Origin of the sequence: Amycolatopsis sp. NPDC049688, from assembly GCF_040674975.1 — a bacterium.
In the GTDB taxonomy this organism is placed as follows: domain Bacteria; phylum Actinomycetota; class Actinomycetes; order Mycobacteriales; family Pseudonocardiaceae; genus Amycolatopsis.
Map to the genome: position 1 here is coordinate 967,157 of NZ_JBFANY010000001.1, position 24,167 is coordinate 991,323.

Below are 24,167 nucleotides of genomic sequence, written 5' to 3' on the forward strand. Positions count from 1 at the left end.
GTGCCCCGTGATCCCGCGGGCGCCCGCCCGTGCCCCGGTCCGCCGGCGGGGCGGCCGCCACCGGAGCGTGGGCGGCCCCGCCGCCGATCTCCTCAGCCGCCGACGTGGATGCCCGGGCGCCGTTCGGGGTTCTTCTCGCTGCTGCGGATGATCTCCCGGACCACCGGTGCCGTGTCACCCCGGCCGAGGAGCAGGTAGCGGAACAGGTGGCCCAGCGGGTTGCCCTCGGCCCACTCGAAGTGGCACTGGGGCCGCACGCCCGTCACGTCGCGCAGGGCCAGCAGGATCGCGGCGATCGCGTTGGGGGCCGCCGGGCTCGCCGCGCGGAGCACCCGGTGGCCGTCGATGTCGACGCCGCGGACCTTGAGCACGTTGCTGAACTCCGACGGGTCCACGACGTCGATCTCGAGGAACAGGATGTCGGCCGCGCCGGGAACCGGGTTCATCGCACGCTGCTCGGCCTCCTTGGCCGAGTACTCGGCGTCGTCGCCGCCCTGGCGCCGGTTGGCGATGATGTGCAGGGCGCCGTCATGGGCCAGCGATTCCGCGACGAACCGGCGCGCCTCCTCGTCGAACTCGATGTGGTCGGCCCGCAGCTCCGTCGTCCGGGTGACCCGGGAGATCAGCGAGACGACGATGATCCCGAGGATGAACAGGGCCGAGATGGCGATCCCGTCCGGCTTCTCGATGACGTTCTCGACCAGGGCGTACAGCAGGACCAGCGTGAGCACGACGAAGCCCACCGCGGCGCCGCGCTGGCGGTGCCGGATCGCCGAGATGCTGACCGCGACCGCGCCGGAGACCATCATCGCCAGGATCCCGGTGGCGTACGCACCGGCCTGGGCGTTGACGTCGGCGCCGAACGCGACGGTGATCAGGATGCTGATCACCGTGTAGACGATCACCACCGGCCGGACGGCGCGGCCCCACTCCGGGGCCATGCCGTAGGAGGGCAGGTACCGCGGCACGATGTTGATCAGCCCGGCCATCGCCGACGCGCCGGCGAACCACAGGATGAGGACGCTGCTGACGTCGTAGACGGTCCCGAAGATCTCGCCGAGTTCGCGGTGGGCGAGGTAGGCCATGGCCCGGCCGTTGGCCTCGCCGCCGTCCTTGAAGGCGTCGGCCGGGATCAGCACCGTGGTGACGAAGCTGGTCGCGATCAGGAACACCGACATGACGAGCGCGGCGGCGGTCAGCAGCTTGCGCGTGTTGCGGATGCGGGACTCGAGCTTCTCCTCGGCGTTCTTCCCGCCGGCCGCGACCAGCGGCATCATGCTGACGCCGGTTTCGAACCCGGACAGGCCCAGCACCAGCATCGGGAACGCGATGACGGCGGGCCCGATGATGCCGGTGAACCCGCCGCCGCCGGCGGTCAGCGCGCCGGTCCAGTGCGAGAGGGCGGCCGGGTCGCCCACGAGGTCGATCACGCCTGCCACCGTGACCACGGCGTTGAGCAGCAGGAAGACGGCGACGAGCGGGATCGCGACGCCGACGGCCTCGCTGAACCCGAGCAGGAAGACGCCGCCGAGGATCAGCAGCAGCACGACGGTGATGAGCACCGCGTGGCCGTGCAGGAACCCCGGCAGGTACGGGTTTTCCAGCATGTGCACGGTGGCGTCGGCCGAGGAAAGCGTGATCGTGATGATCCACGACGTGGCGACGAACCCGAGCAGGGTGAGCACGAAGAGCTTGCCCCGCCAGAACGGCAGCAGGGTTTCCAGCATGGCCACCGAGCCCTGCCCGTGCGGGCTTTCGCGGGCGACCCGGCGGTACATCGGGAGCATCCCGAGCAGCGTCAGCGCGACGATCAGCAGCGTCGCGAGCGGCGACAGCGCCCCGGCGGCGAGCGCGGCGATCCCGGGCAGGTAGGAGAGGGTGGAGAAGTAGTCGACGCCGGTCAGGCACATGACCTTCCACCAGGCCTGCGGCGTGCCGTGGTCCTCGCCGCCGGCCCGCCCGACGGGCGCCACCCGGTGCTCCAGCAGCCACCGCGCCACCCCGGAGGCGGGCGGCTGCGGCGGAACCGGGCTGTCGACCCGCTCCGGAATGGTCAAATCGGGTGAAACACCCATGTCCGCCCTCTCGTCCCCGCGTCCGGAAAACACCGGTCCCCAGAATGCCCGATCCGGCCGCGGCACCGCACGGCAGGCCGCCGTCAGTCCTCTTCGGACAACCCCGCCCGACCCTCCGGGTACGCGAACCGACCCTCCGGGTACGCGAACCGACCCTGTGGGTACGCGAACCGACCCTCCGGGTACGCCTGTCGCCGTTTCGGCATCCCCGCCGCCGGGTAGCCGAGCCCGCATGCCCGGACGCGAAGACCTGCCCAGCACCCTCCTGCGGTCGCCGCGCAAGGCCCAGGACACCTGGGTGGCCGCGCACGACTCCGCCCTGCGGACCTACGGCCCCGGACGGCGGGCGCAGCAAACCGCCTACGCCGCGCTGAAGCACACCTTCGAGAAGGTCGGCGACCACTGGGAACCGAAACCCGAACCCGGGCCTTCCGACGAACAGGCCGCCGGCGGGGCCGGGCAGCCGGAACGGCCGACCCGCGGCGGCGTGAACGCGACCGCGAGCCGGCAGCACCTCTACGAACGCGCCAAGCAGCTCGGCGTGCCCGGGCGGTCGCGGATGTCGAAGGAAGAGCTCGTCACCGCCCTGGAAAAGGAGAACCGGCGGCGCACCGACCGGGCGCGCCGCTCCGGGTCCTGACCCGTCCCGTGTGGACGGTCAGAACTCGTCGGCGTCGGTGAGCTCGTGCTCGAACGCGTCCGCACGGGCGACGACCGCCTTCAGCGGGCGCTCGAACTCCTCCTGGATGCTGAGATCCTCCAGCGGCACCGTGTGCTTGAGCAGCGCGACGCCGTCGACCACCGCCGCGCCGCCGACCGCCGAGGCACCGGCGAGCTCGAGCAGCCGCCGCAGGTCGACCCGGTCGGCCCAGCCGACGGGGGAGGAGATCTCGATCCACGAGCCGCCGTCGAGCTCGGCGAGGTGGTGCACCGTCGCCTGCTGGGTGCGGTTCCGCGGGCCCTCCAGCCGGAACCGCAGCCAGTCCTCCGACTCCTCGAGGACCTCGTACCGCGTCCGGACAAAGTTGATCACGTCGATCCAGGTGGTCACCCGCTGCGCCTCCCGCCTTCGGCCTGCCTGCGCGGTCGAGCATCTCACGTCCGCGGCCGGCCCGGTTCCCTGGTCGCCGCCCCGGTCGCCTCGCGGGCGGCTTGGACGCTCTCACGCGGGTGCTCGCCCCCTTCCCGCGGACCTGCCGGCGGCGGTGCTCGCCGCCCAGCACCCGGACCCGTTCCGGTCGAGCCACCTCAGCGCGCTCCCGGCCGAGCGCACCGCTCTGCGGCCAAGCCGGGATCCGCGCCGTCGCCCGGCCCCGCGCAATTCGGCATGCCCGGCGCCACCATCGCCACCGGTGCCGCCACGTCGTCGACCGCTACGTCCCGGTCCGCGCCGACCTGGCGGCCGCGAGGGCGGCACTGGACTACTCGGTGCGCCGCCGGTGCGAACGCACCTTCCCGCGCGCCGAGGGCACTTCGGCGTACGTCCGCGAGTTCGTCACGGGCAAGCTGAGCGAGTGGGAGGGCCGGAACTCGCCGAGGACGCCCGCCTGATTGCCACCGAGCTGGTCGAGAACGTGGTGCGGCACACCGATTCCGAGCCGAAGGTGCGGCTCGACCTGCGCCGCGGGGCGTGCACGGTCGCCGTGGCCGACCATGACGCGCGGCCGGCCGTGCTGCTCGAACGGCGGTCCCCGTTCGAACCCGGCATGGGGCTGAAGCTCGTCGCGCAGATCGCCCGGTCGTGGGGCTGCAGCCGATCCTGGGCCGGCGGGAAGGTCGTCTGGGCGGTCCTGCTTGGCCGTCCCCGCACCGACGATGACCGTTCGGCCGGGTGGGGTATCGGATCGTGAGCGAGCCCAGGGAACCCACGAACCGCCCGAGTGAGCGGCCGGGGGATTGCGGCGCCAGCGCCGGGCTGTTAATCCTTGATCCATGGGGTTGACCAAGGTGTGGCTCGCGACTCTCAGCGACGGCCTGCTCCGCGCCGACCAGGTGGTCGGCCTGACGGCGCACGCAACCCCGGCGCTGACCGGGAAGCCACCGCGCTGGCTGCTGGACGCGACGATCCGGACGGCGGCGGGCAGCGGCAGCGCGGACGGCTGGGACATGGGCATCCTCCACCGCACGCTGATCCAGACCCCGGCGGAACCGGTGGGAGCGCCGGAAGAGCTGGCCCGCCTGCTGGCCCGGCTGGACCGGGAGGACGCGGCGGGCCTGATCACCGCGGTGGCCGACAGCGGAGCAAGGGCCCCGAGCGTGGTGCGGTTCGCGTTCCGCCCGTTCGAGGACGACGAGGGCTCCGGCGCCTGAGGGCGGGTATCGGGGGCACAACCGGCGGAGGCGCGGGAACACCGCGGCGGGGCTTCCGCGCCTGAGGCGGGGTCTCCGGCGCGTCGCGACTGCGGCGGCATCACCGAGGTGGCGGCCAGGGCTCCGGCGCCGCCGCCGGAGCCCACCGGCCCTACTTGGTGAGCGCCGCGATCCGGCCCAGGACCTCGTCCTGCCCCAGCGCCTGCGTGATCGCGTGCAGGTCCGGGCTGCGCGTCGACCCGGTCAGGGCGATGCGGATGATCTGGGACGCCTCGCGGATGGAACCGGGGAAGCCCTCGGGGTTCTTCTTGAACTCCTTGGCGTTGCGGGCGAAGCCGTGCTTGGCCGCGACCGTGCGGATCTGGTCGAACCACTCCTGGCCGTCGTCGAGCTGGCGGTAGTCCGCCGCGAAGTCGCGGGCCACGGCCTGGACGACCTCCGGGGCGACGCCGAGCGCGGCGATGCGCTCGTCTTCGGGGCCGGTGACCGCCGCGTGGAGCTGCGGGAAGAAGAAACCGTAGACCGCGCGGAACTCGCTCCACTTCTTCAGGTCCTTGCGCGGGTTCTCGGCCCCTTCGCGCTCGACGGCCAGCGCGCGCAGCGCGAGGTCCGGCTCCTCGTCCAGGACCCGGCGCAGCTCGGGGTCGAACCGCCCGGCCCAGCCGCGGACGGCCTCGAGGATCTCGGCGCCGGACAGCGTGGCGATGTGGTCGGCGGCGATGTCGTCGAGCTTGACCAGGTCCACCAGCGGGCCCGCGACGCCGCACTCGTCGAGGTTGATCGGCTCGGTGAGCGCCTGCTCCAGGGGCATCTCCGCGAGCCGGCCGTTGACGAGGCCGCGCAGGTAGTACAGGACGGCCTCGGCGGGGTAGCCGGCCTCGATGAAGAAGTCGACCGACGCTTCCGGGTCCTTGCGCTTGGACAGCTTGCGCTTGCTGCCGCCCTCCTGCTTCATCAGCGGCGCGATGTGCGCGTAGGTGATCGGCTCGAAGCCGAGCGCGTCGAACAGCTGCTGGTGCACCGGCACCGACGAGATCCACTCGTCTCCGCGGATCACCAGGTTCACCCGCATGAGGTGGTCGTCGACGGCGTGCGCGAAGTGGTAGGTCGGCAGCCGCGGGCTCTGGTCGGAGCTCTTGAGGATGACGACGTCGTTGCGGTTCGCCTCGGCTTCCAGCGGCCCGCGGATGGCGTCGGTGAACCGGGCGCGGGCGCCGGTGTCGTCCGGCGCGCGGAACCGCACGACGTACGGGGCGCCGGCGTCGAGCTTGGCCTGGACGTCGGCCGGGTCGGCGTCACGCCAGATGGCCCAGCTGCCGTAGTAACCGGTGGGCAGCTTGGTGGCCTGCTGCCGCTGCGTGATCGCGGCCAGCTCCTCCTTGGTGGCGAAGTCGAGGTAGGCCTTGCCCTCGCGGAGCAGCTCGCGGACGTAGGTGAGGTAGATCCGCTCGCGGGCCGACTGCTGGTACGGGCCGTAGCCGCCGCCGCGGTGGAGATCCTCGTCGGCGGCGAGGTGGAAGTAGGAGAAGCCGCGCTCGAACTGCTCGAGGATGCCCGCCACCTCGCGGGACTGGTCGGTGTCCTCGACGCGCACGAGGTAGCGGCCGCCGGAGCGCCGGGCGACGTCCTGGTCGATCAGGCCGACGTAGACGCCGCCCAGGTGCAGGGACCCGGTCGGAGACGGGCCCAGGCGCGTGACCAGCGCGCCCTCGGGGAGGTCGCGGGCGGGGTACTGCTGCTCCCAGTGCTCGGGCTCGGGCAGGTCGGCAGGGAAGAGTGCGTCGATGACCGCTCGGTCCAGCATGGGTTGTTCTCCCGCGTCGTGGTGCGCTTGCCTCGGCGAAAATGGTCGTTTTCGCCGCCGACGAGCCTAGCCGTGCGGCCTGCCGGCCCGCCCGGGCAGGTGGTGCTCGGCGGGCCGCGGTGCTAGCTTGCCGGGAATGCGCGGTCGGTTCCCTTTCGCCAGAACGCTTTCCGCCTTGGCTGCCCTGGTGGTGGTCCCGCTGACCGGTCCGGCCCCGGCCACCGCGTCGCCGGGCCGCGAGTGCGCGACCCCGTCGATCGACCGGCTGCAGCAGTGGCTGGCCAGCGGCGAAGGCACGACGGTCCCGGCCACCGGGAGCCTGCTCGTGCCCGAGGGACGCCGGTACGCGGCGAAGGTGACGTTCCTGAACGCCGAGTGGCACGTGGCCGTCGTCTGGATGGGGAACCGGTTCGAGGCGCAGGCCGACCTGTCCCGGTCGGCGGGATTCCTGCTCACCTACCGCGCGACCGAGGATCTGTACGTCCAGCTGCGCCCGGCGTCCCACTGGAGCGGCGGCGACAAGTGGCTGACGCTCGTGCCGTCGACGGGCGGACGGCTGGTGACGAAGTTCTTCGGCTTCGCCCCGCACCGGTGGACGTCACTGCCGGAGCTGGGGACGCCGTCGTACTCGTTCGCGTCGGCGCTTAAGGAGGCCCGTGGGCTGGTGTTCGTCGGGAAGACGCCGAACGAGCTGGAGTTCCGGGGCCTGCGCATCGACGGTTACCGGCCGCCCTGCCTCTGACGGGAATTGTCGGTGCCCTGTGTGACACTGCGGGCGTGATCATCCTCTTCGACGCCGAGCTGTGGGAATGGGATGCCCGGCGCACCGACAGCTGGGTCTTCGTCAGCCTGCCCGCCGACGCGTCGGAGGACATCCGTGAACTCGCCGCCGAGCCGCGGCGCGGCTTCGGTTCGGTGCGCGTCCGGGTGACGATCGGCGCCACGAGCTGGAAGACCTCGATCTTCCCGGACGGTGCGCGCGAGGCGTACGTCCTGCCTCTCAAACGGGCCGTCCGGGAGGCCGAAGGCGTCGGCGTGGGGGACACCTGCACCGTCACCGTGGAGCTCGCCGACTTCTGAGCGGGCGATCGGCGCGAAACGCGATCGGCGGCGGAACGGATCTGCCATGATGCGCCACACAGGCCCCGGACCGCAGCAAAGGGAGACCCGATGTCCGCCCAGATGGACGAGCTGATCGCCCAGTTCCAGAACTTCCAGAGCAAGGTGCGGCAGGCCGAAGCCCGCTTCGCCGGCGTCGGCGACATGCAGGAGCGGATCGCCCGGCTGGAGACCACCGTGACCTCGCCCGACGGCACCGTGACCGTCACCGCGGGGGCCGGCGGCACCATCACCGACCTGCGGCTCACCGCCGGGGCCACGCGCGTCGAGGCCGGGCAGCTGGCCGCCACCATCATGAGCACCATCCGCCGGGCGGCGGCCGCGGCCGCGCAGCAGCAGGCCGGGATCGTCGACGAGACCTTCGGCGACGCGTTCGGCGTGGACGTCTCGGCGCAGGTGCGCGAAGCCCAGGCCGAAGCATTCGGAACCGCGGCGCCCGAGCCTGCGTCGGAGCCACAGCCGCGGCAGCCGTCGCGGCCCGCCCGCCGGCCCGCCGCCGAGGACGACGACGACTTCGGCCAAGGCCCCATCCTCCGCCGATCCTGAGGAACCCGCGATGCCAGAAGGAATCCAGACCAACATCGGGGCGATCTCCGCCTACGCCAGACAGCTGCCGTTCTACGAACAGGAGGCGGACAAGTTCGGCGCCAAGATCGACGCCGCCGACGTGACGAACGAAGCCTGGGGGCTGATCGGCCTCTTCGCCAAGCAGGGCTACACCGACCGCCTCACCGAGCTGCGCTCCCTGCTCACCGACCTCAAGGACGGCGTGGACGGCTTCACCACGAAGCTCACCAAAGCCGCGGAGATGTACCAGGGCACCGAAGACGCCGGCAAGGTCACCTTCGGCCGGTACGAAGCGGAAATCGACGCGATCGGGCAGGGCGGATGACCGAGCCGAAGAAGAGCATCGCCGACGCACTGAACGTCGAGGCCTACGACGAGAGCATGGGCGCCAACCTCGACCGCGCCGCCGGGTACGTGCCCGTGGCCGGCACCGCCTACAAGGCCGGCAAGAAGATCGGCGAGCACGCCCGGCAGGCCGCGGAGGCCGACAACCCGGGTGAGCTGGCGTCCGCGGGGGCGGCGCTGGTGGGTGACGGCGCGGCGTTCGTCGGCGCGGCCGCCGGCGACATGGTCACCTTCGCCATGGACCCGATCGGCTGGCTGGTCAGCCACGGCCTGAACATGCTGCTCGAGCTCGTCCAGCCGCTGCAGGACGCGCTGCACCAGGTCACCGGTGACGGCCCGGCCATCGGGCACGCCTCGGAGAACTTCGTCACGATCGCCCAGGGCTTCGTCGCGCTCGCCGACGACTTCGAGCGCACCGGCGACACCGCGCTGGCCGAGTGGGTGGACGACGCCGGCAACGCGGCGAAGGAAGCGCTCGGCGACTTCTCCTCCGGCATCCGCGGCATCGGCTCGGCCGCCGGTTCGGTGGCCGAGGTGCTGCAGATGTGGTCGATGGTGATGGTGGTCATCGAGGAGGTGATCAAGGGGATCATCACCGAGCTGGTGTCCTGGCTGATCACCCTGTGGCTGCCGGCGCTGGCCGCGTCGGTGATCAGCTTCGGCGGTTCGGTCGCGGCCGCGATGACCGCGTCCATCGCCAAGGCGGCCAGCGTGCTGCAGAAGGTGACCCGCTACCTCGGCAAGTTCGGCAAGCTGCTCGACAGCTTCATGGAGTTCCTGGTGAAGTACTCCGGGAAGCTCGAGGTGTTCACCCGCAAGCTGCGGATCGGCGTGATGCCGGGTGAGACCAAGTTCGGCTTCGGCGCGGCGGCCCAGGGCTGGCAGCCGAGCAACCGGGCGCTCACGACGATGTTCGGCACCTCGGCCGGGGTCAAGCCGTTCCTCGCCGGTGCGGGTGTGAAGGCGGGCATCGGAGCCGGGAAGGGTGCCTTCGCCGAAGGCAAGGAGGCGGTCACGCCGGAGGGGGACGAACCGTGGTTCGACAAGAGCGAGATCGGCGGGGACCGGAGCCCGGAGGACACGCGCCGGGACCTGGACATCTGAACGGGTTCGCCGAGCAGTGGTCGCACGAGGCCCAGGTGCGGCCGGGCTTCCGGGAGCGCGTCGAGGCGCTGATGCGCGACCGGTGGCGTGAGCCGGTGATCGTGCTGCGCCTCGGCGACACCGACGTCGGGTACGAGGTGCCCGGCCGCCGCCGCGACGGCACGGTCGAGGGGGAGCACCTCGTCCGGCAGTTCGCCGCCACCACCCTGCGCGGGATCGGCACGGCGGTGTTCTCGGTGTTCGCCCTGGCGAACGGCGGCGCACCGGGCCGGCCGTTCCAGCGCGAGATCCGGGTGTCCGGCCCGGCGAACGCCATGGTGCTCGACTTGGCCGACCGGCTTCGCTCGGTGAAGGGCCCGTGGCTGGTGTGCTCGCCGTCGTGCCTGGCGGTGGTGGACACCGGAACGACCTTCACCGACCCGGCCGACGCGCCCCCGCCGGAGATCGTCTGGGAAGCGCGGCAGCCGCAGGCACCGGCGCTGAACTTCCCGAAGCGCACGCTGACCTGGCCGGACGGCTCCAGCTTCCGCTTCCCGCTGCACGGCCGCCCGGAGGAGCAGCATCTGCGGAAGTACTTCGAGCCGCCGGCCACCGTGCACTGGAACGGCCGCCAGGTCTAAACGCAGGCGATGCGGGCCCAGACGACCTTGCCGTCGTCGTGGTGGCTCACGCCCCAGGTGTCGGCGAGCTCGTCGACCAGCAGCAGGCCCCGGCCGCCCGCGTGGCCGGGGACCCGCAGGCGGGGCTCGCCGGTGCCGACGTCGGTCACCGCCACCGTCACCTCGCAGGGGTCCTCCGCCAGGTGGAGCCGCAGCTGGCGGGGGCCGGTGGCGTGGACGTAGGCGTTTTCGAGCAGTTCCCCGATGACGATCATCGCGTCGACCCGGTCCGGCTCGGCCAGCGACGCCAGCCTGGCCTCGGCCCAGCGGCGTCCGGCGGCCAGTCCCGAAGGGCCCGCTCCGGTCAGGTCCAGCACGTCCCAGCCCGGTTCGCATGCCGCACCCCAGTTCAGTTGCACCGTGCGACCCCTCCTTCTCCGGAGGGCCTACCCGGAAAACCCGGCGTTACACGTGTGGGTGGGAGTGTTACGGGAGTCCGCAGCGCCAGAGGAACGCCTCGCGCAACGCGGTCACGAGGGCTTCGTCGTCGATTTCGCTGGGCTGGTCGCCCATCGGCAGCCAGCGCTCGTCTTCGGGCGTGCCGGCGAAGACGCGGGTCAGCGTGACGCCGGGGTAGGCGAGCGTCTCGGTGCCGCCGTCGGCACCGGGCACGGTGATGCGCCGGGACTCCGCCCGGACGAGGACCTGCCGCTGGTCGTTCATGCCGTCTCCCCGGCGGGCACGGCGCGCCCCGAGGGGGGAGGAGAGCGCGCCATGTCCGTGGCTGAAACGGTACGCCGGGGCCGGGCGGGGCGGCCCCGGAACCACTCGTACGCCGGAACAGCGGAGCGTGACCGGGGTGGCCCCGGTTGCTCTGCGCGAATTCACGGTGGGCGAATTGCCCGGTACCTATCTTTTGTCCTGTCCGACGAAAGTCGGTACCGGCCGTCCGGGCCGCGGCTCACCCTCGACCGCACCGGATCCCCGGTGCCGGCCCCGCGGCCGGCTCGACCCCCACTGTGGCCGGCGCGGCCACCCCTCGCGCCGGCTTCGCCCGCGAAAGCGAGTTACCGGCATGCGCAGAACGTCCCCGGGACACCACCTCCTCACCACCCTCGTGGCCGCCATCGCGGCCATCGCCTTCTTCACGCCCGTCACCGCGACCGCCGCCACCATCGACGGCTACTCGGCCACCGTGCAGCGCGAAGCGGTCGCCTCCCTCGCCGCCGAGGCGGGGATCAGCGAGTCCGCCGCCGTCGCCCTGCTGCGGACCCAGGCCGCCAGTGCCGAGACCGTGCACGAAGTCACCGCCTCCCTCGGTACCCGTGCCGCCGGCGGTTACCTGGACGCGGCCGCCAAGCCGGTGGTCAACGTGCTCGACCAGGCCGCCGCCGACCAGGCCGAGCGGGCCGGCGCGCAGGCCCGGCTGGTCAAGCACTCCACCGCCGCGCTGGCGAGCGCGCAGAACGCGCTGCAGGCGCTGCCCGCAGTGGCGCACACCGCGATCGGGCTCGACCCCAAGACCAACCAGGTCGTGCTGACCGTGGCCGGCGCGGCCAAGGGAACCGAAGCCCTCCTGCGGGCGGCCGCGGCACTCGGCGACCGGGTCCGCGTGGAGCGGGTCGCGGGCGAGATGCACACCGCGATCTACAACGGCGAGGCGATCACCGGCGGCGGCGTCCGCTGCTCGGTCGGCTTCAACACCAACCGCGGCGGGCAGAACTACATCGTCGACGCCGGGCACTGCACCCGCGCGGTGTCGCAGTGGAACGTCGGCCCGTCGCAGGGGTCGAGCTTCCCGGGCAACGACTACGGGCTCATCCGCAACACCACCGGCAGCGCGCCCGGCGCGGTCACGCTGTGGAACGGCTCGACCCAGCGGATCAGCTCCGCCGGCACCGCGACCGTCGGGCAGCGGATCAGCAAGAGCGGCAGCACCACCCACCTGACGTCGGGCTCGGTGCAGCGGCTGAACGTGACGGTGAACTACGCCGAGGGCTCGGTGTCCCAGCTGATCCAGACCAGCGCGCTGGTCAACCCCGGCGACTCGGGCGGCTGCCTGTTCGCCGGCAGCGTCGGCCTGGGCATCACGTCCGGCAAGGGCGGCGGCAGCTCGTACTACCAGCCGGTGGGCGAGGCGCTGAGCGCCTACGGCGTCACCCTGAACTGAACCGGCGCGCCGGCGCGGGGGCAGGCGCCTCCGCGCCGGTGTCAGTCGCGCCGGTGGAAGATCAGCCGGTAGCCGGCCAGGATGATCAGGGCGCCGAGGATCGCCAGGCCCCAGGTCCGCAGGTCGAAGAACGTGCCGAGCTGGGTGTGGAACAGCGTCTTGCCCACCCAGCCGCCGACGAACGCCCCGGCGACGCCGAGCAGGATCGTGATGATGCAGCCGCCCGGGTCCTTGCCCGGCATGAGGGCTTTCGCGATCAACCCGGCGATGAGCCCGAGCACGATCCAGGCGATGATGCCCACGGCGGTGTCCTCTCGTCAGCGTCCCCCTGACGGCACAGGATGGCAGGAGCGGGCCCCCGGAGCGCGTCCAGCCACGCCGACGTGATCCGGATCTCACCCGGGGGTCACCGCCGTGTGCGTGCCCGGGCCGCTCAGCCGCCGCCGTAGGTGGCCTGGGTGACCGCGAAGACGTTGCGGTTGCCCGCCCCTTCCTGCAGCGACCACAGCAGGTCGGCGGCGGTGTCGTCCTCCCAGTACGAGAGGCTCTCGCCGCTGCCGACCCAGGCGAAGGTCTGCGCGGCGGCCGACGGCTTCCAGTAGTAGAGCTGCTTCGAGCCGGAGGAGTTGAACCACCAGCGGCCGTTGTGCGAGGCGACGCCGTTGAGCTTGTACCAGGGCAGCTGCAGCGCCTGGCTCGCCGTCGTCGTCGCGGCGAAGGTGCCGGAGGCGGCGAACGGGTAGCGGATCGCCCGCGGGGCCCGGTTCGGGTAGTCCGTGCAGCCGGACGGGCAGGTGTACTCGGTCATCACGATCGACTTGCTGACGCGGTCGAGGGAGATCGACGACCACGCGAGGTTCGTGCCCGACGTCGTCTTCGAGGTGATCGTGCCGACCTGCGGCAGGACGTAGGCGTAGTTGTGGGCGTAGTACGTGCTGCCGCTCTGGTGGCCGATCTGGTCGGCGGTGCCGCCGGTGTCGGTCTTGAGGATCTTGCGCATGTCGAACACGCGCATGCCCTTCCCGGTGTCGGCGACGTAGAGGTAGTCGCCGTACCAGGACATGCCGCCGGCGTGGATCGGGATGTCCTTGAAGTCCGGCGCCGCCGCGGTCCCGGTCGGCTCGACCAGCAGGATCTTGCGGTAGGCGTTCGGGTAGTCGGCGTCCCAGTCGACCAGGGTGATCCGGCTGCGCTGCTGGGCGCCGTCGCAGCCGTCCTTGGTGTACCAGCTGACCGCGACGAGCTGGTGGCCGTCGTAGTTGCCGCCGTTCGCCGTCCCGACGGCGTCGCGGCTGGTGGTGATGCCCTGCGGGTAGCTGGCGCAGTCGGAGTTGTCGCCGCTGTCGAACCGGAACCCGGTCGAGAGCCCGGCGACGGAGAACGACGACGGCAGCGCGGTGCGGTCGTGGTTCGCGTTGTCCATCACGGTGTGGACGGCCGCGGTCCCCAGCGTCGACACCAGGGCACTGTTCACTGCGTCGAACTGGGTGTAGCTGGCATTCAGGGTGTACTGGTCGGCGGGGAGGGTGGTGGGCGCGGCCGCGGCGGCGGCCGCCGGCGCGGCCGCCAGGCCCGCGAGCAGGCCGGCGGCCAGCGCGGCCTGGGCTAGACGGTGCAATGACATGCGGCCATCGTCGGCCGCGGTCGTACAAGAGCCGTACAACCGCAGGCCCGCTACCGCGCCGCCCGGCGGTCGAGCACCTTCAGCGAGTGCTCGCACCACCGCAGGTTCTCGCGCTCGAACGACAGGCCTCGCATCAGCGTCAGGTACGGGCCGACCCGTTCGGCCTCGGCGAGGTAGTCGTCTTCGAACCGGCCGTCCAGCAGCCGCGCGCGGAGCCGCTCGTAGCCGGCGATCTTGGTTTCCGCACGGGCCATCCGTTCCGCCAGCGCACGCCGGACCGCCGGCTCGTCGCCCACGTCCACGGCCTGCACCTGGACGAGCAGCTCGTCGCGGATCACCCCCGGCCGGGGCGGCTGCGCCGTGAACGCGTGCAGCGCCCGGCGCCCGGCTTCGGACAGCGAGAACAGCCGCTTGTCCGGGCGGTGCTGCTGGTGGACCACCCGCGCGTGCACCAGGCCGTCGGCGGCCATGCGGTCGAGTTCGCGGTAGAGCTGCTGCGGGGTCGCCGCCCAGAAGTTCGCCACCGAGGCGTCGAACCCCTTCGCCAGGTCGTAGCCCGACGCCTCGCCCTCGAGCAGCGCCGCCATCAGCGCGTGTCGCAGTGCCATACTCAACTAGTTGAGTGCTTCGCGCTGGATCCGGTCGAACTGCGCCGCCATCGCCTCCGAGAGCGCCTGCGCCGCCGACAGCGGGCGGACCATCACGGTGAACTCGTCGATCAGGCCGTCGTCGTCGAAGTGGAGGAAGTCGCAGCCTTCGACGCGCGCGTCGCCGATCCGGGCCTCGAAGACGAGGGCGTGGTCCCGGCCGTCACCGCCGCTGAGCTCCCGCACGTAACGGAAGTCCTCGAACACGCGCAGCACGCCGCGCAGGATCGCGGCGGTGATCGCCTTGCCCGGGTACGGCTTGAACGCGACCGGGCTGCGGAACACGACGTTCTCGGCCAGTGCCGCGGCCATGGCCTCGGGATCGCGGGCTTCGACGGCCTTGCGGAAGCTGCTCATGGGCACCTCGGATAGTCAACTTGTTGAGTAGTGCCTCCGCAGCGTACCTCCTCGCGGCGAGCCGTGGCGCGAGCGTGGTCTCGGCGAGCCACGCGACCGGCGCCCGCCGTATAACGCCCTACACAGCCGCCCCGTGCCGTTCGTACTGGGCGCGCAACGCCTTCTTGTCCGGCTTCCCCAGTCCCGTCATCGGCAGGGACTCGGCCACGATCACCTGCTTGGGCACGTGCACCGGGCCCTTGCGCTCCCGCACCGCCGCCCGGATCTCGGCGGTGAGCCGCTCGAGGTCGCCGTCCGCGTCCGGCCGCAGGACCACCACCGCCGTCACCGCCTCGCCCCACTTGTCGTCCGGCGTTCCGATCACGCCCACCTGGGCGACCGCCGGGTGCTCGGCCACGACGTCCTCCACCTCGCGGGGGAACACGTTGAACCCGCCGGTGACGATCATGTCCTTGACCCGGTCGACGATGAACCAGAAGCCGTCCTCGTCCTCGCGGGCGACGTCGCCGGTGTGCAGCCAGCCGTCGCGGAACGTCTCGGCCGTCACCTCCGGCAGGTTCCAGTAGCCGCCCGCGAGCAGCGGGCCGGCCACGCAGATCTCGCCCGGCTCGCCGGGGGCCACCGGGGTGCCGTCCGGGCCGAGCAGCGCGGTGCGCAGGAAGGCCGACGGGCGGCCGCAGGAGGCCAGCCGGGCGTCGTCGTGGTCGCCCTTGGCGAGGTAGCTGATCGCCATCGGGGCCTCGGACTGGCCGTAGTACTGGGCGAAGATCGGCCCGAAGCGGTCGATCGCCTCGCGCAGCCGGACCGGGTTGATCGACGCGGCACCGTAGTACACCGTCTGCAGCGACGACAGGTCGCGCGTGCGCGAATCGGGGTGGTCCATCAGCGCGTAGAGCATGGTGGGCACGAGCATGGTCGCGGTGATCCGCTGCTCTTCGATGATCCGCAGGGTGTCGGCCGGGTCGAACTTCGGCACCACGACCAGGGAGCCGCCCTTGATCAGGGTCGGCGCGAAGAACGCCGCGCCGGCGTGCGAAAGCGGCGTGCAGATCAGGAACTTCGGCGCCGCGGGCCACTCCCATTCGGCCAGCTGGATCTGCGTCATCGTGGTCATCGCCTGCGCGGTGCCCATCACCCCCTTCGGCTTGCCGGTCGTCCCGCCGGTGTAGGTGATCGAGACGACCTGGTCCGGCGGCAGGACGGCGGGCTCCAGCGGCCCGGGCTCGAACGTCGCGGCGGTCGCCGTCAGGTCCTTGCCGACGTGGGCCAGCGGCTCCGGCACCGGCCCGATGGTGAGCACCTGGGTCAGGCCGGGGACCTTGTCGAGCAGGCCGAGCGCGCGGTCGACGAAGGCGGGCACCGGGTCGATGATCAGCGTGGTGATGCCGGCGTCGGCGAGGATGTAGGCGTGGTCGTCGAGCGAGCCCAGCGGGTGCAGCGCCGTGCGCCGCGAGCCCTGCAGCTGACCCGCGGCGATGATGAGCAGGACTTCGGGCCGGTTCAGCGACAGCAGCGCGACCGGGGCGCCGGTGCCGGCCCCGAGGGCCTCGAAGGCCTGCGCGTACTGGCTGACCTGCTCGGCGGTCCGGCCCCCGGTCATCGTGGTCTCGCCCAGCACCATCACCGGCTTGTCCCGGTGCCGCTTCAGGGCGGAAACCACCAGGTGGCCGAGGTGGTTGGGGTACCGCATCGCCTGCTCGTCCATCCCGGTCCTTCCACGGCGTCAAACTAGAACATGTTACTGTTTTCGACACCATACGCGGGCCGGAGCGGTTTTGTCAGCTTGCGGCGCGGGTGGAACGGGTTCCAGCGGCCCGCCGAGGGGACGGGCCGCTGGAATCCTTTGTGGACGATCGCGGTCAGGGCACCGGCGCGGCCTCGGCGCGGGCCACGGCCTCGTCGCGGTCCGGCTGCAGCAGGTAGCCCGCCCGCAGCGCCCGGTCCGCCGCCGCGGTGAACCCGGCGACATACGTCGCGTGGTCCGGGTACAGCTGCCGGATGCGCGCCGGGGTCAGCGGTGTCGTCGTGCCCAGCAGCAGGCACGCGCCCGCGACGTTGCCGCCGCTGTTGTTGGGGGCGTAGGACGCCACCGGGACGTCGAGGTCGGGCAGCCGGACGCCGCCGAGGGCGTTCTGGTCGCCGTCGCGGAGGATGACGAGGTTGAGCAGCATCGAGATCGGCGGCGCCGTCGGCGGGGCCGCGCCGCCGCGCGCCCAGCGGTCCAGGTAGCGGAACGCCGCGTTCTCCGCGTACCGGAACGTCATGCTGTTGACCGGCTTGTCGCAGGTCGTCGGGGCGCCGTCGTTGATGGACCGGTCCCGGGCGTTGGCCGCGTTGTACAGGTCCAGCCCGTACTGGTCGGCGTGCGCGGTACCGGCCACCTCCCACGTGCGCACCCGTGCGGTGTCCTGCCGGACCGAAGCCGACGCGATGACGTCGGTCTCCGACTGCAGGACGAACACCGGGACGCCGAGGTCGGTGCGGATCCGGGCCGACAGCGGGCCGACGATGCCGTCGCCGATCGGGGCCGCCAGCGCCGCCCGGCCGTGGATCATGAAGCCGTCGTAGCTGCGGCGCACCGGCTGGACCGCGTTGGCGAAGGTGGTCAGCCGCAGGGCCGACTGCGAATGGCCGGTGCCGAGTACGACGGTCGGAGTCCGGCCGCCCAGCAGCTGCGGATTCGCCCGTACCGCCTGGGCCGCCTGCGAGAAAACGTCGTAGGAAAGCGCATCCCCGCCGAGGTTCACGGCACCGTAGCGGGCGGGGTCGAGGCTCTTCAGCTTGTCGGCCCCGGCTTTCTGGGTCGTCACGCCGACGTAGGCGTAGCCCTCGCGGACGAAGTGCTCGTAGGACTGCGAGAAGTCCACCGGGATGTCGACGCCGAAGCTGACGTTGAGCCATTCGACGACGACCGTGCCGTTGAACCGGGCGGCGTCGCGCGGCCGCACCACGACCATGCGGGTGGTGTACGGATTGCCGGTGGTGGCCACCCGGGTGGCCCAGCGGCCGTCGTCGGTCCACAGGCCCACCTGGTCGAACGTGTCGGCCTGGCCGGACAGCAGGTATTCCTCTTCGACGTACCCGCGGGCGGCGAGGTCGAGGACGCCTTGGGCGCCGCTGACCGGCCAGCCCCGGCCGGCGTTCGCGGGCACCGCCGTGACCGTCGGCGCGGCGGCCGGCGCGGCCTGGGCGACCCCGGTCGTCACCAATGATGGCAGGAGCACGGTCAGCAGCACGAGCAGGGCTCTGCGCATGGGGAAACCCTTCTGGTCGTGGACGGCGGCCGAGCGGCTCCAGGCTCGGCATCGTCCACATCGGACAGTAGGTGGTGGCCGCGTGGCCACCGCCTTCGTCTTCTACTCGCCGGTACGGTCCGGGGCAACGCAGGACCCGGCGGCCGGGCGGAAGGCGCCGGCGAACGCTCAGGGAAGTGACAACTCCACGCCCCGGCTGCTCGCCGCCGGAAAAACTCCGAAAGTCCTTTCGGCGCCGCAACCTTGCGCAGGTGTCACTCGTTGCGCGACTATCTCCGGACGTTCTGCACGTGCATGCGCACGGCGAGAGGGGTGTGGTGACCGAAGTGGCGCCGGCGGCGGCCGGGACGGACGCCCCGAGCGATGCGGCCTTGATCGCGGCGGTCCGCGGCGGGGACATCGCGGCGTACGGCGAGCTCTACGACCGGCACCTCGTCGCCGCCCGCCGGGTGGCGGCCGCGATCGCGGCCGACCAGGCGGAGCGGGACGACCTGATCGCCGAAGGGTTCACCCGCGTACTGCGGATTCTGCGCTCCGGCGAGGGTCCGGACGAGGATTTCCGGCCGTACCTGCTGACGACCATCCGGAACACGATGATCAGCTGGCGCCGGCGCGACTCGGCCGTCTCGCTGGTGGCCGAGGTACCGGACGTCCTGCCGGGGGCGGGCAGCGACGAGCCGGTGGGCAGCCGGCTGCACGCCACCGTCGCCGCGGACGCGTTCGCGAGCCTGCCGGAGCGGTGGCGGACCGTGCTCTGGCGGACCGAGATCGACGGCGACCCGCCCGCGCGGATCGCCGAGGACCTCGGGATGACGCCGAACGGGGTCGCCGCGCTGGCCTACCGCGCCCGGGAGGGTCTGCGGCAGGCCTACCTGGACCAGCACGTCCCCACCGCGCGGCGGCGGAACTGCCGGATCGTCTCCGGCCAGCTGGCCAAGTTCGTGCGGGACGGGATCTCCGACCACAAGGCGCACCGCGTCGCGGCCCACCTCGACCGCTGTGCGGACTGCCGGGAGCTGGCCGCCGGGCTCCGCCAGCTCAACTCCGAGCTGCCCGCCGCGGTGGCCCCGCTGATCCTGGGCGTCCCGATCGTCTCGCAGTGGTTGTCGGCCTCCGGGTCGCTGGCGTCGTCCGGCGCCGCGGCCGGGGCCACCGGCACGAGTGCGTCGGCCCTGTCGTGGGCCACGGCGGCGAAGGTGGCCGTCGCGGGTGCGGCGCTGGTCACGACGGTGACGATCGGCGCGAGCACCTCCAGCGACGCGCCGTCGCCGTCGGGGCCCGGCAGCGACGGCACGACGAGCCAGCCCGGGCGGAGCGGGCCGCAGGCCGGCTCCCGCGCCGGTGTCCCGCCGGGCGGCACGCAGCCGGCGCCGGACGCGCCGGGCACGCCGGAGCCGGGCGCCCCGGGCGTGGCGACGACCGGTGAGCAGCAGCCGGCGGGGGAGACGGCGGGGTCCACCGCGTCCGGGGTGCCGGGCGCGGCGGGCAACGGCAACAACGGCAACGGGAACGGGAACGGGAACAACGGGAACGGCCTCGGAAACGACCCGGCCGCCAAGTCGTCCAAACAGGCGGCCAAGGAGTCGTCCAAGGCGGCGAGGGAATCGTCGAAAGAGTCGAAAAAGGCCGAGAAGACGAAGAACCCCGGGGAGTGACCCGGCGCCGCGCGGCGCCGGGCCCCTCCCGCTCAGCAGGGCTGCAGCAGCCAGCAGAGCCGGTAGTTCGCCTGGTAGGTGGCACCCGTCGCCGGGGCGACGACGTTCTGCGTCCGCGCCCCGCCGTGCGCCCAGCTGGTGAAGGCGTACTTCAGGTTCAGCGGGGGCAGGTTCTGCGGGCTGTCCGCGCTGATCGAATTGGCCGAGCCGGCGATCACCGTCCGGGAGAACGGGGTGCGCTGCTGGGTCCCGCCGACGGTGAGCATCGCCTGGCTGGGGTTCGACGTGAAGTTCAGCGTCACCGTCTTCGGCTGCAGGTCGATCGTCCGGGACCCGGTGCGGCCCGTCGAGTCGGTCGCCGTCAGCGTCAGCTGCAGGTACGACGGGTACTCGTGGTCCGGCGCGACGAACGATCCGGCGGCGACGCCCGGGAAGTCCTGGACGTTGTGGGTGTGGCAGGTCCCGTTGGCCGCACAGTGCCGGATGGCGAGCCGCCAGGACAGCGCCGACGGCGGCAGGTCGCCGTCCTGGGCGTCGACCGCGTGGCCGGAGAAGGCCACCGTCTGCCCGACCGACCACGTCAGCGCGGGGCTCGGGGTGTCGATGACCGGCACCGGGTCGAGCCCGGCCGGCGTCCCGACGGTGACCCGGACGGTCGTGACCGCCGTGGCGCCGTGGGAGTCGGTCACCCGCAGCCCGGCGTCGACCGTCGCCGCCGTGGTGTAGGTCCAGGTGGGGCGGGGATCGGCCGAGTCGTCGTAGGCGCCGTCGGCGTCGAGGTCCCACGCGTACGACAGCGTGTCGCCGGCGTCCGGGTCGGTGGAGCCGGTGCCGTCGAACTGGACGGTCAGGGGCGCCGGGCCGCTCGACGGCGTCGCCGTGGCCACGGCGACCGGCGGCCGGTTGGTGCCGCCGGCGTAGCTCACCCGGCGCAGTTCGCCGCTGCCCAGCGCAACGTAGAACAGGTCCCCGCCGGGCCCGGTGAGCACCTGCACGGGCGTGCTGACGCCGGTCACGAAGGGCACCAGGCGGCTCGGGCTGGGCTGGCCGCCCACCGTCTGCATCGCCCAGATGCAGCCGCGGGAGGAATCGGCGAAGAACAGCGCGCCGGCGTACTCGGCGGGGTAGGTGCTGCCCGATTCGAAGGCGATGCCGCTGATCGAAGAGCCGCCGGTGGGACACGGGTCGGTCGCCACGACCTTGGCACTGTGGTTGTAGGTGTAGAAGGGCGCGGTCTGCCCGCCGGCCGAGTACAGCGACTCGCACCGGTCGAGGTTCGCGCCGTCGTAGCCGGCCTGCCGGGCGTTGCCTTCGAAGCAGGGCCAGCCGAAGTTCTCCGCGACGCCGTCGCCGGCGTTCGCGACCCGGTTGATCTCCTCCCAGGTGTTCCAGCCGACGTCGCCGGCCCAGAGTTCGCTGGTCCCCGCCCGGAAGCCGAACCGGAACTGGTTGCGGGAGCCGTAGGCGATGACGCGGCGGGCGTTGGCGTCGGCGCTGCTCGCGAACGGGTTGCCGGGCAGCCCGTCGCCGGTGTCGGGGTCGATGCGCAGCAGCGCGCCGTTGAGCAGCACCGGCTGGCCGGCCGCGCGCCGCGGCGACTGCGACCGCAGGGCACCACCTTCGGCCGACGGCGGGCTGAGGTTCGTGCCGGCGGGCGCGGGCGGGTCGGCACAGGGGTTGCCGACCTGGCCGTAGTCGGCGAAGTTGAAGCTGGCGCCGTCCCCGCCGCCGGCGTACAGGGCGCCGTCCGGGCCGAAGGCCAGCGCGCCGACCGAATGGCTGGGGAACTGCTGGCACCAGCCCGTGACCAGCGGTTTCTCACTGACGGCGGTGCCGGCCGGGCCCATCGTCAGCTGGGAGACGCGGCCGGTCACGACGCAGCCCTGGTCGGTCGCGCCCGGCGGCGTGGGGCAGGTGTCGCCCCACCGCGGCGCGGTCCCGCCCGGCTCGGCGTCGAGCGTGTAGGACACGTAGACGTACGGCCGCGCGGGGAAGGCCGGGTCGACCGCCAGCCCGAGCAGGCCGCGGTCCCAGAAGTCCTGCGTCTGCGTGCGGAGGTCGGCGAACACGGTCGCCGTCGGGTCGGCCAGGGAGTCGAACACCTTGACCAGGCCGCTCTTTTCGGCGACGAACACGCGCCCGTCGGGGGCGAACGCCGCGGCGGTCGGCGAGCTGAGGCCGCCGATCGCGACCGTGTCGGTGAACCCGGCGGGGACGGCGGCGGCCGGGGCCGCGGCGGCGACCGCCACCGCGAGGGCGCCGGCCAGCGGCACGACCACCCCCGCGGCCAGCAGGCGTCTTGATCTTCGCGGAAGCAGGAAACGACGAGAACCCATCACGAACTCCTCGTGCGGCGGGGACCGGACTGGCGCGAGCGCCGTCCCGTATGGCGCGGGAAGTCCGAAAGTTGTTACACCACAGGCAAGAATGTGCACGAAACGCGTAATCCCGTTGGGAGGTAATAACTTACCGCCGCTCGCGCGGCCGCCGCGATACGGCCATGCTGGGGACGCATCCGCCGAACGAGGAGGTTCCCGTGGCCCAGCCGCCGACGACCATGCACGCCTGGCGTGTCACCCGGCCCGGCCCGATGCCGTCGAAGCCGGTCGACCTGGTGCGCACGCCGGTGCCGCGGCCGGATGCCGGCGAGCTGCTGGTGCGGGTGCTGGTGTGCGGGGTCTGCCGGACCGACCTCCACGTCGCCGAGGGCGATCTGCCGGTGCACCGGCCGGGCGTGACCCCGGGGCACGAGGTCGTCGGCGAGGTGGCCGCTCTCGGCGCGGACGTCACGGGGTTCGGGGAAGGCGACCGGGTGGGCATCGCCTGGCTGCGGGGGACCTGCGGCCGGTGCAAGTTCTGCTTGCGTGGGCGGGAAAACCTGTGCCCGGACTCGGTTTACACCGGCTGGGACGCCGACGGCGGGTACGCGGAGTACGCGGTCGTCCCGGCGGCGTACGCGCTGCCACTGCCGGGCGGCTATTCCGACGACGAGCTGGCCCCGCTGCTGTGCGCCGGGCTGATCGGCTACCACGCGCTCGCCCGGGCGGAGCTGCCGGAGGGCGGCCGGCTGGGCATTTACGGGTTCGACGGGAGCGCGCACCTGACGGCGCAGGTGGCGCTCGCGCGCGGGGCCACGGTGCACGTCATGACCCGCAGCGCCCAAGCCCGTGAGCTGGCTCTGGCCCTCGGCGCGGCCTCGGCGGGCGACGCGGCGGCACCGCCGCCGGAGCCGCTGGACGCGGCGATCCTGTTCGCGCCCGCGGGCGAGCTGGTGCTCCCCGCGCTGGCCGCCCTCGACCGCGGCGGGACGCTGGCTGTCGCCGGGATCCACCTGTCGGACGTGCCGCCGCTGAACTACCAGCGGCACCTCTTCCAGGAGCGGCAGCTGCGTAGCGTCACGGCGAACACGCGGGCGGACGCGCGGGAGTTCCTGGCCTTCGCCGGGCGGCACCACCTGGCCGTGAGCACCGCGCCCTACGCACTGGACGCGGCGGACCGGGCCCTGGCCGACCTGGCCGCGGACCGAGTGAACGGTGCGGCGGTGCTTCGGGCCACCTGACGTTTCCATTGATAGCCCCTCATTGGTATCACTGATGTTAACGTGGCTAGTATCGGTGTAACCAACGAGAGGGGTCAGCCATGATCGTCATCACCGGCGCCACCGGGCAGCTCGGGTCCCGCATCGTCGACCGGCTGCTGGAGCGGGTTCCGGCGGCCGGAATCGGGGTCAGCGTCCGCGATCCCGCCCGGGCGGCCGGGCTCGCCGCGCAGGGAGTCCGCGTGCGCCGCGGCGACTTCGCCGACCCGGCCTCCCTGGAAGGGGCGTTCGACGGGGCGGCGCAGGTTCTCGTCGTCTCGACGGACGAAACCGGCGACGCGGCCGTGGCGCACCACGTCGCGGCGATCGAGGCCGCGCGCCACGCCGGGGCCAAGCGCGTGCTGTACACCAGCCACCAGGGTGCGGCCGCGGATTCCCTCTTCGCCCCCATGGCCGACCACGCCGCCACCGAACAGCGGCTGGCGGAGGTGCCGTTCACCGCGCTGCGCAACGGTTTCTACGCGAGCACGGTGCCCTTGCTGCTCGGTGACGCCCTGCGGACCGGCGAGCTGGTCGCGCCGGCCGACGGGCCGGTCTCGTGGACGGCGCACGCCGACCTCGCCGAAGCGGCGGCGATCATCCTCGCCGACGAGGGCCGGTTCGACGGGCCGACACCGCCGCTCACCGCGCCGGTCGCCCTCGACCTCCAGGACGTCGCCGTCCTGCTCGGCGACCTCGCCGGCCGGCCGATCCGGCGCGTCGTCGCCGACGACGAGGACTGGGTGGCCACCCTGGTCGGCCACGGCGTGCCCGCGGACCGCGCGGAGCTGCTGCTCGGCATGTTCCGGGCGGCCCGCCGCGGCGAGTTCGCCACCGCGGGACCGGATCTGGAGGCGCTGCTGGGCCGGCCGGCGACGCCGCTGCGGGCCGTCCTGGCGGCGGCTTTGCCGGAGTGATGATCACTATACGCTCCAGCTATACACAGGGTGTACAGTCGCC

The 24,167-nt window shown here is 72.6% G+C and carries 24 protein-coding genes and 1 pseudogene; 13 read left to right on the forward strand and 12 right to left on the reverse strand.

Translation table 11 applies throughout. The features are described 5' to 3' along the window. Positions 1-92: 92 nt before the first annotated feature. Positions 93-2,075: an amino acid transporter gene (locus AB0J55_RS03990; RefSeq protein WP_364242434.1), complete on the reverse strand. Its 1,983-nt coding sequence runs from the start codon at positions 2,073-2,075 to the stop codon at positions 93-95. A gap of 232 nt (positions 2,076-2,307) precedes the next feature. Here AB0J55_RS03990 and AB0J55_RS03995 point away from each other — a divergent pair, with 232 nt between their 5' ends. Beyond that, positions 2,308-2,715, forward strand: a complete 408-nt coding sequence (locus AB0J55_RS03995) for a ChaB family protein (protein WP_364242437.1) — start codon at positions 2,308-2,310, stop codon at positions 2,713-2,715. Between the two features lie 18 nt (positions 2,716-2,733). Here the strand turns inward: AB0J55_RS03995 and AB0J55_RS04000 are convergent, their stop codons facing one another. After that, positions 2,734-3,126, reverse strand: coding sequence for a hypothetical protein (locus AB0J55_RS04000; RefSeq protein ID WP_364242440.1), 393 nt, complete (start codon positions 3,124-3,126; stop codon positions 2,734-2,736). Between the two features lie 305 nt (positions 3,127-3,431). On the opposite strand from AB0J55_RS04000, the pseudogene AB0J55_RS04005 reads away from it, so the two are divergent. Both AB0J55_RS04005 and AB0J55_RS04010 read left to right on the forward strand, forming a co-directional pair. After that, a pseudogene (locus AB0J55_RS04005) lies at positions 3,432-3,925 on the forward strand (ATP-binding protein); the annotation flags it as partial. Between the two features lie 82 nt (positions 3,926-4,007). Next, positions 4,008-4,385, forward strand: coding sequence for a hypothetical protein (locus tag AB0J55_RS04010; protein ID WP_364242443.1), 378 nt, complete (start codon positions 4,008-4,010; stop codon positions 4,383-4,385). 151 nt (positions 4,386-4,536) lie between these two features. Here the strand turns inward: AB0J55_RS04010 and AB0J55_RS04015 are convergent, their stop codons facing one another. Beyond that, positions 4,537-6,189, reverse strand: a complete 1,653-nt coding sequence (locus AB0J55_RS04015) for a glutamate--tRNA ligase family protein (RefSeq protein ID WP_364242446.1) — start codon at positions 6,187-6,189, stop codon at positions 4,537-4,539. Between the two features lie 136 nt (positions 6,190-6,325). Between AB0J55_RS04015 and AB0J55_RS04020 the strand changes: the two genes are divergently transcribed. The 6 genes from AB0J55_RS04020 to AB0J55_RS04045 all read left to right on the forward strand — a co-directional run bounded on the left by AB0J55_RS04020 (position 6,326) and on the right by AB0J55_RS04045 (position 9,944). Next, complete coding sequence (locus tag AB0J55_RS04020; protein WP_364242448.1) at positions 6,326-6,931, forward strand: hypothetical protein; 606 nt, start codon at positions 6,326-6,328, stop codon at positions 6,929-6,931. 35 nt (positions 6,932-6,966) lie between these two features. Next, positions 6,967-7,269 carry a DUF1905 domain-containing protein gene (locus AB0J55_RS04025; RefSeq protein ID WP_364242451.1) on the forward strand — a complete coding sequence of 101 codons (303 nt, stop codon included), beginning with the start codon at positions 6,967-6,969 and terminating at the stop codon, positions 7,267-7,269. A gap of 90 nt (positions 7,270-7,359) precedes the next feature. Then, positions 7,360-7,854 carry a YbaB/EbfC family nucleoid-associated protein gene (locus tag AB0J55_RS04030; RefSeq protein ID WP_364242454.1) on the forward strand — a complete coding sequence of 165 codons (495 nt, stop codon included), beginning with the start codon at positions 7,360-7,362 and terminating at the stop codon, positions 7,852-7,854. Between the two features lie 10 nt (positions 7,855-7,864). Next, entirely contained in the window at positions 7,865-8,200 is a 336-nt protein-coding gene (locus AB0J55_RS04035; RefSeq protein WP_364242456.1) for a hypothetical protein, read from the forward strand. After that, positions 8,197-9,324 (forward strand): hypothetical protein, encoded by a 1,128-nt coding sequence (locus AB0J55_RS04040; protein ID WP_364242459.1) that lies wholly within the window; start codon positions 8,197-8,199, stop codon positions 9,322-9,324. Before AB0J55_RS04035 ends, AB0J55_RS04040 begins: the two co-directional genes overlap by 4 nt. Then, positions 9,321-9,944: a hypothetical protein gene (locus AB0J55_RS04045; protein WP_364243400.1), complete on the forward strand. Its 624-nt coding sequence runs from the start codon at positions 9,321-9,323 to the stop codon at positions 9,942-9,944. Before AB0J55_RS04040 ends, AB0J55_RS04045 begins: the two co-directional genes overlap by 4 nt. Here AB0J55_RS04045 and AB0J55_RS04050 read toward each other — a convergent pair. Beyond that, entirely contained in the window at positions 9,941-10,342 is a 402-nt protein-coding gene (locus tag AB0J55_RS04050) for an ATP-binding protein (RefSeq protein ID WP_364242462.1), read from the reverse strand. The two genes, AB0J55_RS04045 and AB0J55_RS04050, sit on opposite strands and share 4 nt — an antisense overlap. Positions 10,343-10,409: 67 nt before the next feature. Then, positions 10,410-10,646, reverse strand: coding sequence for a hypothetical protein (locus AB0J55_RS04055; protein ID WP_364242465.1), 237 nt, complete (start codon positions 10,644-10,646; stop codon positions 10,410-10,412). Between the two features lie 352 nt (positions 10,647-10,998). Between AB0J55_RS04055 and AB0J55_RS04060 the strand changes: the two genes are divergently transcribed. Next, positions 10,999-12,093 carry an alpha-lytic protease prodomain-containing protein gene (locus AB0J55_RS04060; protein ID WP_364242467.1) on the forward strand — a complete coding sequence of 365 codons (1,095 nt, stop codon included), beginning with the start codon at positions 10,999-11,001 and terminating at the stop codon, positions 12,091-12,093. 41 nt (positions 12,094-12,134) lie between these two features. Here the strand turns inward: AB0J55_RS04060 and AB0J55_RS04065 are convergent, their stop codons facing one another. The 6 genes from AB0J55_RS04065 to AB0J55_RS04090 all read right to left on the reverse strand — a co-directional run bounded on the left by AB0J55_RS04065 (position 12,135) and on the right by AB0J55_RS04090 (position 17,975). Continuing rightward, on the reverse strand, positions 12,135-12,395 hold the full coding sequence (locus tag AB0J55_RS04065; protein WP_364242469.1) for a GlsB/YeaQ/YmgE family stress response membrane protein: 261 nt from the start codon (positions 12,393-12,395) through the stop codon (positions 12,135-12,137). 131 nt (positions 12,396-12,526) lie between these two features. Then, a complete protein-coding gene (locus AB0J55_RS04070) occupies positions 12,527-13,717 on the reverse strand; it encodes a hypothetical protein (RefSeq protein ID WP_364242472.1) in 1,191 nt (396 codons plus the stop codon). Between the two features lie 50 nt (positions 13,718-13,767). Further along, positions 13,768-14,325 carry a PadR family transcriptional regulator gene (locus AB0J55_RS04075; RefSeq protein ID WP_364242474.1) on the reverse strand — a complete coding sequence of 186 codons (558 nt, stop codon included), beginning with the start codon at positions 14,323-14,325 and terminating at the stop codon, positions 13,768-13,770. Between the two features lie 6 nt (positions 14,326-14,331). Continuing rightward, on the reverse strand, positions 14,332-14,721 hold the full coding sequence (locus tag AB0J55_RS04080) for a nuclear transport factor 2 family protein (RefSeq protein WP_364242477.1): 390 nt from the start codon (positions 14,719-14,721) through the stop codon (positions 14,332-14,334). Between the two features lie 118 nt (positions 14,722-14,839). Next, positions 14,840-16,426: a fatty-acid--CoA ligase FadD8 gene (fadD8, locus tag AB0J55_RS04085; RefSeq protein ID WP_364242479.1), complete on the reverse strand. Its 1,587-nt coding sequence runs from the start codon at positions 16,424-16,426 to the stop codon at positions 14,840-14,842. A gap of 154 nt (positions 16,427-16,580) precedes the next feature. Next, a complete protein-coding gene (locus AB0J55_RS04090; RefSeq protein WP_364242481.1) occupies positions 16,581-17,975 on the reverse strand; it encodes an alpha/beta hydrolase domain-containing protein in 1,395 nt (464 codons plus the stop codon). A gap of 317 nt (positions 17,976-18,292) precedes the next feature. Here AB0J55_RS04090 and AB0J55_RS04095 point away from each other — a divergent pair, with 317 nt between their 5' ends. Beyond that, positions 18,293-19,630, forward strand: coding sequence for a sigma-70 family RNA polymerase sigma factor (locus AB0J55_RS04095; RefSeq protein WP_364242483.1), 1,338 nt, complete (start codon positions 18,293-18,295; stop codon positions 19,628-19,630). A 32-nt stretch (positions 19,631-19,662) separates the two neighbouring features. Here the strand turns inward: AB0J55_RS04095 and AB0J55_RS04100 are convergent, their stop codons facing one another. After that, positions 19,663-21,966 carry a PQQ-dependent sugar dehydrogenase gene (locus tag AB0J55_RS04100; protein WP_364242484.1) on the reverse strand — a complete coding sequence of 768 codons (2,304 nt, stop codon included), beginning with the start codon at positions 21,964-21,966 and terminating at the stop codon, positions 19,663-19,665. 221 nt (positions 21,967-22,187) lie between these two features. On the opposite strand from AB0J55_RS04100, the gene AB0J55_RS04105 reads away from it, so the two are divergent. Together AB0J55_RS04105 and AB0J55_RS04110 are read left to right on the forward strand one after the other, a co-directional pair. Beyond that, entirely contained in the window at positions 22,188-23,189 is a 1,002-nt protein-coding gene (locus AB0J55_RS04105) for a zinc-binding alcohol dehydrogenase family protein (RefSeq protein ID WP_364243403.1), read from the forward strand. An 80-nt stretch (positions 23,190-23,269) separates the two neighbouring features. Further along, a complete protein-coding gene (locus AB0J55_RS04110; RefSeq protein ID WP_364242487.1) occupies positions 23,270-24,124 on the forward strand; it encodes an NAD(P)H-binding protein in 855 nt (284 codons plus the stop codon). Positions 24,125-24,167: the final 43 nt, after the last annotated feature.